The sequence below is a fragment of the Geobacillus sp. BK01 genome (assembly GCF_052220245.1).
Classification (GTDB): Bacteria; Bacillota; Bacilli; order Bacillales; family Anoxybacillaceae; genus Geobacillus.
In genome coordinates, this window is record NZ_JBQPTH010000027.1 from 21821 (window position 1) to 28404 (window position 6584).

Consider the following 6584-nt stretch of genomic DNA (forward strand, 5'->3'; position numbering starts at 1 on the left):
TATATGATGGTTATGTACATTTGCCGATGACGAGCGGAGGATGGAAACGATGATTTATCTTGATAACAGCGCGACGACGAAACCGTTCCCGGAAGTGATCGATTCGTTTGTCACGGTCGCGACGGACTATTTTGCCAATCCGTCTTCGCTCCATGGGCTGGGCATGAGGGCGGAACGGCTGCTTGGGCAGGCGCGCGAACAAATCGCCGCCATGCTGCGCGTCAAGGCGAACGAGGTTGTGTTCACGTCCGGCGGGACGGAAGCGAACAACTTCGCCATCAAAGGGGTCGCCTGGCAGTATCGGCAGCGCGGCCGGCACATCATTACGACAAAGATCGAGCATCCGTCCGTCGCAGAGCCGTGTCGCCAGCTGGAAGAGCTCGGCTTTGCGGTGACGTACTTGCCGGTTGACCGGGAAGGAAGAGTGTCACCCGCACAAATCGAACGCGCGCTGCGCGACGATACGATTCTCGTTTCAATCATGCATGTGAACAACGAAGTCGGCACCGTACAGCCGATTGAAGAAATCGGGGCGCTTTTAGCCCGCTATCCGAAGACGCTGTTTCATGTCGACCGGGTGCAAGGCATCAGCAAAGTGCCGCTCGATTTGAAACAGGCGGGCGTCGACTTATGCACGATATCGGCCCATAAATTTCACGGATTGCGCGGTGCCGGTGTACTGTACGTCCGCGAAGGCGTCCGCTTGGCGCCATTAATGGCCGGCGGCGGACAGGAAATGCGGTTTCGGTCCGGCACGGAAAATGTCGCCGCCATTGTCGCGATGGCCAAAGCGCTCCGCCTTGCCATGGAGAGATACGGGCGGGAGATCGACCGGCTCAAGGCGCTCAAAGACGAGTGGCTGACCGCTCTTTCCGCCATTCCGGACATTGAGATCAACACGCCGCGGGACGGCGCCGCCCCGCATATCATCAACTTTTCCTTAAAGCGCGGCATGAAGCCGGAAGTGTTCGTTCATGAACTGGAAAAAAGTGGTGTTTACGTCTCGACAACATCGGCTTGTTCGTCGAAAAAAAAGGCGCCGAGCCAAACGCTGCTGGCCATGGGGGTTGGCGAAGACCGGGCCGAGCGCGGCATCCGCATCAGCTTGTCGTTTGACAATACACGGGAAGAGATCGCGCCGGCAGTGGCGGCCATCCGACAGGCGATCAAAACATTAAGCGAGGTAACGGGATAATATGGAGATGAAGTATGACCGCATTTTAATCCGTTATGGGGAAATGACGACGAAAGGAAAAAACCGCAATGTGTTCGTGCGGCGGCTGAAACAAAACATCGCCCGCAAACTGCAGGCATTTCCTAGAATTCAGATTGAATATATGCGCGACCGGATGTACATTTTATTAAACGGTGAGCCGCACGAGCCGATCATCGACAAGCTGAAAACCGTCTTTGGCATCCATTCGTTCAGCTTGGCGATGAAATGCGAAAACGACTTGGCGGCGATCAAAGAAACGGCGCTCGCCGCCATCCGGCAGCTGCCGTACAAAGGAAAAACGTTTAAAGTGAGCGCCCGTCGCGTCAATAAACAGTTTCCGTACCGAAGCGACGAGTTGAACCATGAAATCGGGGCGCATATTTTGCGGCAGACGGACGACTTGACGGTCAATGTGCGCGAGCCGGACATCGATGTGCGCGTCGAAGTGCGCCAAGACGGCACGTATGTCACATGCCGCGACATTTTCGGCGCTGGCGGCCTGCCGGTCGGGACGAGCGGCAAGGCGATGCTCATGCTCTCCGGCGGCATCGACAGCCCGGTCGCTGGGTATTTGGCGATGAAGCGCGGCTTGGAAATTGAGGCGGTTCACTTTTTCAGCCCGCCGTTTACCAGCGAGCGGGCGAAGCAAAAGGTGATTGATTTAGTGCGCAAGCTGACGACGTACGGTGGAAAAATGAAGCTGCACATCGTGCCGTTTACCGAAGTGCAGCAAGCCATTTACCAAGGGGTGCCCAACGAATACTCGCTCATTTCCACCCGGCGGGCGATGTTAACCATTACGGATGCCTTGCGCCGCCGCCAGCGGGCGTTGGCGATCGTCACCGGGGAAAGTCTCGGCCAAGTGGCGAGCCAGACGCTTGAAAGCATGCACGTCATTAACGAAGTGACGAACACACCGATTTTGCGCCCGCTCATTTCCATGGATAAAATGGAAATTATCGAGATGGCGAAGCACATCGACACCCACGATATTTCGATTCTTCCATACGAAGACTGCTGCACCATTTTTACGCCGCGGGCGCCGAAAACGAAGCCAAAAAAAGAGAAAGTGCTCCATTATGAGCGCGAACTCGATCTCGCTCCGCTGCTCGAGAAGGCGATCAACGAGACGGAAACGATGGTGATGGACGAAGAGACTGGGCGGACGGACGAGTTTGCCGGACTGTTCTAAATCTCAAAATTTACCAAAAGCGTTGCTGCATATGGCCGTCTGTTTTCACACATTCTATAGACACAAGGAGGTGAAAACAGATGGCACGCAACAACAACAACAATCAATTGCTTGTTCCGGGTGCCCAACAAGCGCTCGAACAAATGAAATATGAAATCGCCCAAGAATTTGGCGTCAATTTAGGCGCTGACACGACTTCCCGCGCCAACGGTTCGGTCGGCGGCGAGATCACGAAACGTCTCGTAGCCATGGCGCAACAACAATTGGGCGGTGCACGCCAATTTTAATTTCATATGATGGCTTCACGGCGGGGTCTTCCCCGCCGTTTATCATTTTGAACGAGAAGATCCCCGCTTCCACGCGCGGGCGTCAGTGGGGGAGAAATCGGGATTTGCCGCTACTCTTGCTTCCGCAAAACAGAAACGGAAGATATAGAACACACGTTCCTGTATACGAAAGGAAAGATCATGCATAGAGTCTGCCGCGGGGCGGGTGTTTCCAAGAATCTCCCACCTTGAAGCGTACGTGGAGGTGGGAGAGCGTTCAAGATGTCAAAAAAGTATTCAAAATATAACAACTGTTTTGTATAATGAAAATGCCGGCACCGGCAAACTAACGAGGAACAGGGGGAGGAACGATGAGGCGGGAAGAATTGATCGCGCCTGAGCGGTACAATTTAACATCGGAAATGGAAAGACACGCAACGGCTGATCCGGATCGGATCGCGTTAAAATGGGAAAACGAGCAAGGGGAAACGCGGGAGATTACATACGGCCGTCTGATGGCGCGCGCCAATCAAATTGGAAACGCTTTCTTATCGCGCGGTCTTCAGAAAGGAGACAAAGTGCTTGTCATGGTGCCGCGCCTCATTGAGGCATATGAAGTGTATGTAGGGGCGCTCAAAGCCGGGCTGGTTGTCATTCCGAGCTCGGAGATGCTGCGGACAAAAGATTTGCAATACCGGCTGTTCCACGGGGAAGTAAAGGCGATCGTCGCCTACGAACCGTATCTCGGCGAGTTCGCTCCGATCGATGGCATCGATCAACTGCTCAAATTTTCGATTGGCGAACACGTTCATGACGGCTGGCTGCCGCTTGAAGCGTGCATGGCAAAGGAAAGCGAGGTGCTTGAAGCGGCAGACACGTCGCGCGATGATATGGCGTTTTTATCGTACACATCCGGCACGACCGGCAATCCGAAAGGGGTTGTGCATTGCCATGGCTGGGCGTACGCCCATTTGCGCACAGCGGCGAAAAACTGGCTGTGCATTGAAGAGGGCGATCTCGTCTGGGCGACGGCCGGACCGGGATGGCAAAAATGGATTTGGAGTCCGTTTTTGTCGGTGCTTGGCTCAGGGGCGACCGGCTTTGTCTATTACGGCCGTTTTGAGCCGGAAACATATTTGCGGCTGCTCGAAAAATATCAAATCAATGTGCTTTGCTGCACGCCGACCGAGTACCGTCTGATGGCGAAAGTGCCGGACATCGGCCGCTACGATTTGTCCCCTCTCCATAGTGCCGTTTCAGCCGGTGAGCCGCTCAACCGCGAAGTGATCGACACGTTTGCCAAACATTTCGGCATCGAAGTGCGAGACGGCTACGGGCAGACGGAAAATACGCTGCTAGTCGGCGTCATGAAAGGAATGGAGATCAAGCCGGGCTCGATGGGGAAACCGACGCCGGGCAACCGCGTCGAGATTATCGATGAAAACGGCGAGCCGTGCCCGCCGGGACAAGTCGGCGATATCGCCGTCCATGTCGAAACGCCGGCGTTGTTTAAACATTACTACAAAGACCCGGAGCGGACAGCGATGCAGTTCCGCGGCGATTACTACATCACCGGCGACAAGGCGCGCAAAGACGAAGACGGCTATTTTTGGTTTGAAGGGCGCGGCGATGACATCATCATCAGTTCCGGGTATACGATCGGTCCGTTTGAAGTCGAAGACGCCCTCGTCAAACATCCGGCGGTGAAAGAATGCGCGGTTGTCGCCAGCCCGGATGAAGTGCGCGGCCATGTCGTCAAGGCGTTCGTCGTCTTGCGCGAAGGGATCGACCAAACTGATCCGTCCCTCATCCCGGCGTTGCAAGAACATGTCAAACAGTTGACCGCCCCATACAAGTATCCGCGCAAAATCGAATTTGTCAACGACTTGCCGAAAACGGTGTCCGGCAAAATCCGCCGCGTCGAGCTGCGCGAGCGGGAAGCGCGCCTCTTCGGCCGGTCGTCATAAACGCCGCGGCACGGGGTTTTGCGACGTGAGCTTAGCGAAGTCCGTCTCGGCCCGGCTTTCACGCGGCCCGTTTCAGGAAGAGGAAGCGGGCCGCGTGAAGCGATCCGCAAAGCGAAAGGGTGTTCTGCCGACGCAGAGCACCCTTTTTTGCGATCGCTACAAAAAGACGCGCTTCACTTTATCCCAAAACGAATTGTCTTTTAAGCGCACCGTTTTCACGACCCGGTCGCTCAGACGGATGTCGATCCGTTCAATATGCTGGATGCTGAGCGCTTCATTGTCGAGGCCGATGATCGGAAAATGGCTTGTTTCCTCCGAAATTTTCAGCGTCAGCGTCCGCGTGCCGCTCAAAATGAACGGCGAGCCGAGCGTGCGGTAACGGTTGCTGTTGAGCGAGGCGAGTTCACTCACTTGGAAGCACGGCAGGAGCGGATCGACGACCGCTCCGCGCACCGACTTGTTGTAGCCGGTGCTGCCGGTCGGCGTTGAGACGATAATGCCATCGCCGCGGAACGTCTCAAAATGCAAGTCGTCGATGAACACGTCGACCGCCATCGTTTTAATGATTTGTGAGCGGATGGAACATTCGTTCAAACAGAAAAACGAAGCCGTCCCGTCGATCGTCACTTCAATAACCGGATAGCGCCGCACTTCGAGTTTCCAGTTTCTAGCCGCCTCGGCCATATGGTCGATATCGTCGATTTGGAAATCACAATAAAACCCGCGCGCCGGCAGCGTTGATACCCCGACGTATAAACGGTCGGGATGGAATCCGGTCTGCCGGACCGCCTGCAAAAATGCCCCGTCATCGCCGATGCTGACGATAATGTTCGCTTCCCGGGCGTCGTCGACAACGACAAACGGCCCGCGCTCGGCCCGCTCGATGAGCGGCTTTACCCGTTCGATCAGCTCATCGTCATGCTTATAAAAAAAATAAAGACGGTTGCGTTCCATGTCCATATTTTGCGCCCTCCCAATGGCATCAAATCTTGAACCGATGTACAATGAATATTGTATCACGTTTGCCATGATTCTAAAAATATGGCAGCCGATGCAAAGGGGGAAGAGGATGAATCGAAAACGGTGGACGGCGCTGGCGATCGCTGCTGCTCTATTTATTATGTCCGTACTCGTTAATACCATCGGTGCACTGCTGTCTGACGAGGCCGGAACATGGTCGGAAAACTGGCTGACGCTTATGGAGGAGCCGTTTAGCGAGGAGGTCGTCGAAGACGGTGACCCGCTGCAAAAAATCGCCGTGCTGGAAGTGAGCGGTGTCATTGAGGAGGCAGCGGAAGCCGATGCGTTGTTGGCCTCGCCGCTTTATAACCATCAGACGTTTTTGCAAATGATCAGACAAGTGAAAGAAGATGACGATGTCAAAGCGGTCGTGTTGCGCATCAACTCGCCGGGCGGCGGGGTGGCCGAAAGCGCGGAAATTCACGATCAGCTGCTGAAGCTGAAAAACGAAACGAAAAAGCCGATTTACTCACATTTCGCACCCTCTCGACCAAAATCGGGAGGATTTTTTTGTTTTCATGTCGAATGAATCCTTGACACACAAGCAACGCAAAGGAGTTTTTCCATCATGGACATTCGAATTCGCGCGATTTATGAAAGTTCCTATTTGAATATAATAAGCGCCCTCTTCAAGGATCTTGGCCTCCTTCAGCTGATTGACCGGCTGGTTCCGGTCGATCCGCAATGCCAAACCCGAACCAGCGATATCGTCAGCCTCATCATTCTGGATATCTTGAGCGGCCGGCAAGCGCTCGTTCATTTGGAACGGTGGGCGCATGACATCGATTTGCCCAAGCTGATCCGGCCGGGGTTGGATCCGTCTTGGTTCAACGACGATGCCATTGCTCGCCATTTGGACCGGCTGTATGAGGCCAATATCCATCAAGTCCTGTCGTCTTGCCTCGTGCAGATCTACAAGAAAG

6 protein-coding genes and 1 pseudogene are annotated in these 6584 nt (G+C 54.6%); 6 read left to right on the top strand and 1 reads right to left on the bottom strand.

Annotation, left to right across the window (positions count from 1 at the left end; all coding sequences use genetic code 11):
- Window positions 1-49: 49 nt before the first annotated feature.
- The 4 genes from ACTVDO_RS16065 (at window position 50) to mbcS (ending at window position 4641) form a co-directional block, all read left to right on the top strand.
- A complete protein-coding gene (locus ACTVDO_RS16065; protein WP_020960918.1) occupies window positions 50-1195 on the top strand; it encodes a cysteine desulfurase family protein in 1146 nt (381 codons plus the stop codon).
- A 7-nt stretch (window positions 1196-1202) separates the two neighbouring features.
- On the top strand, window positions 1203-2408 hold the full coding sequence (thiI, locus tag ACTVDO_RS16070) for a tRNA uracil 4-sulfurtransferase ThiI (protein ID WP_041267986.1): 1206 nt from the start codon (window positions 1203-1205) through the stop codon (window positions 2406-2408).
- 80 nt (window positions 2409-2488) lie between these two features.
- Window positions 2489-2695 carry an alpha/beta-type small acid-soluble spore protein gene (locus ACTVDO_RS16075; protein ID WP_020960916.1) on the top strand — a complete coding sequence of 69 codons (207 nt, stop codon included), beginning with the start codon at window positions 2489-2491 and terminating at the stop codon, window positions 2693-2695.
- A gap of 350 nt (window positions 2696-3045) precedes the next feature.
- Window positions 3046-4641 carry an acyl-CoA synthetase MbcS gene (gene mbcS, locus ACTVDO_RS16080; RefSeq protein WP_020960915.1) on the top strand — a complete coding sequence of 532 codons (1596 nt, stop codon included), beginning with the start codon at window positions 3046-3048 and terminating at the stop codon, window positions 4639-4641.
- Window positions 4642-4797: 156 nt separating this feature from the next.
- Here the strand turns inward: mbcS and ACTVDO_RS16085 are convergent, their stop codons facing one another.
- Window positions 4798-5601, bottom strand: coding sequence for an NAD kinase (locus ACTVDO_RS16085; protein ID WP_020960914.1), 804 nt, complete (start codon window positions 5599-5601; stop codon window positions 4798-4800).
- 109 nt (window positions 5602-5710) lie between these two features.
- Between ACTVDO_RS16085 and ACTVDO_RS16090 the strand changes: the two are divergent.
- A pseudogene (locus ACTVDO_RS16090) lies at window positions 5711-6172 on the top strand (signal peptide peptidase SppA); the annotation flags it as partial.
- 57 nt (window positions 6173-6229) lie between these two features.
- Window positions 6230-6584, top strand: a 355-nt coding sequence (locus tag ACTVDO_RS16095; RefSeq protein ID WP_442901865.1) for a DUF4277 domain-containing protein, incomplete at its 3' end; no start/stop codon positions are given.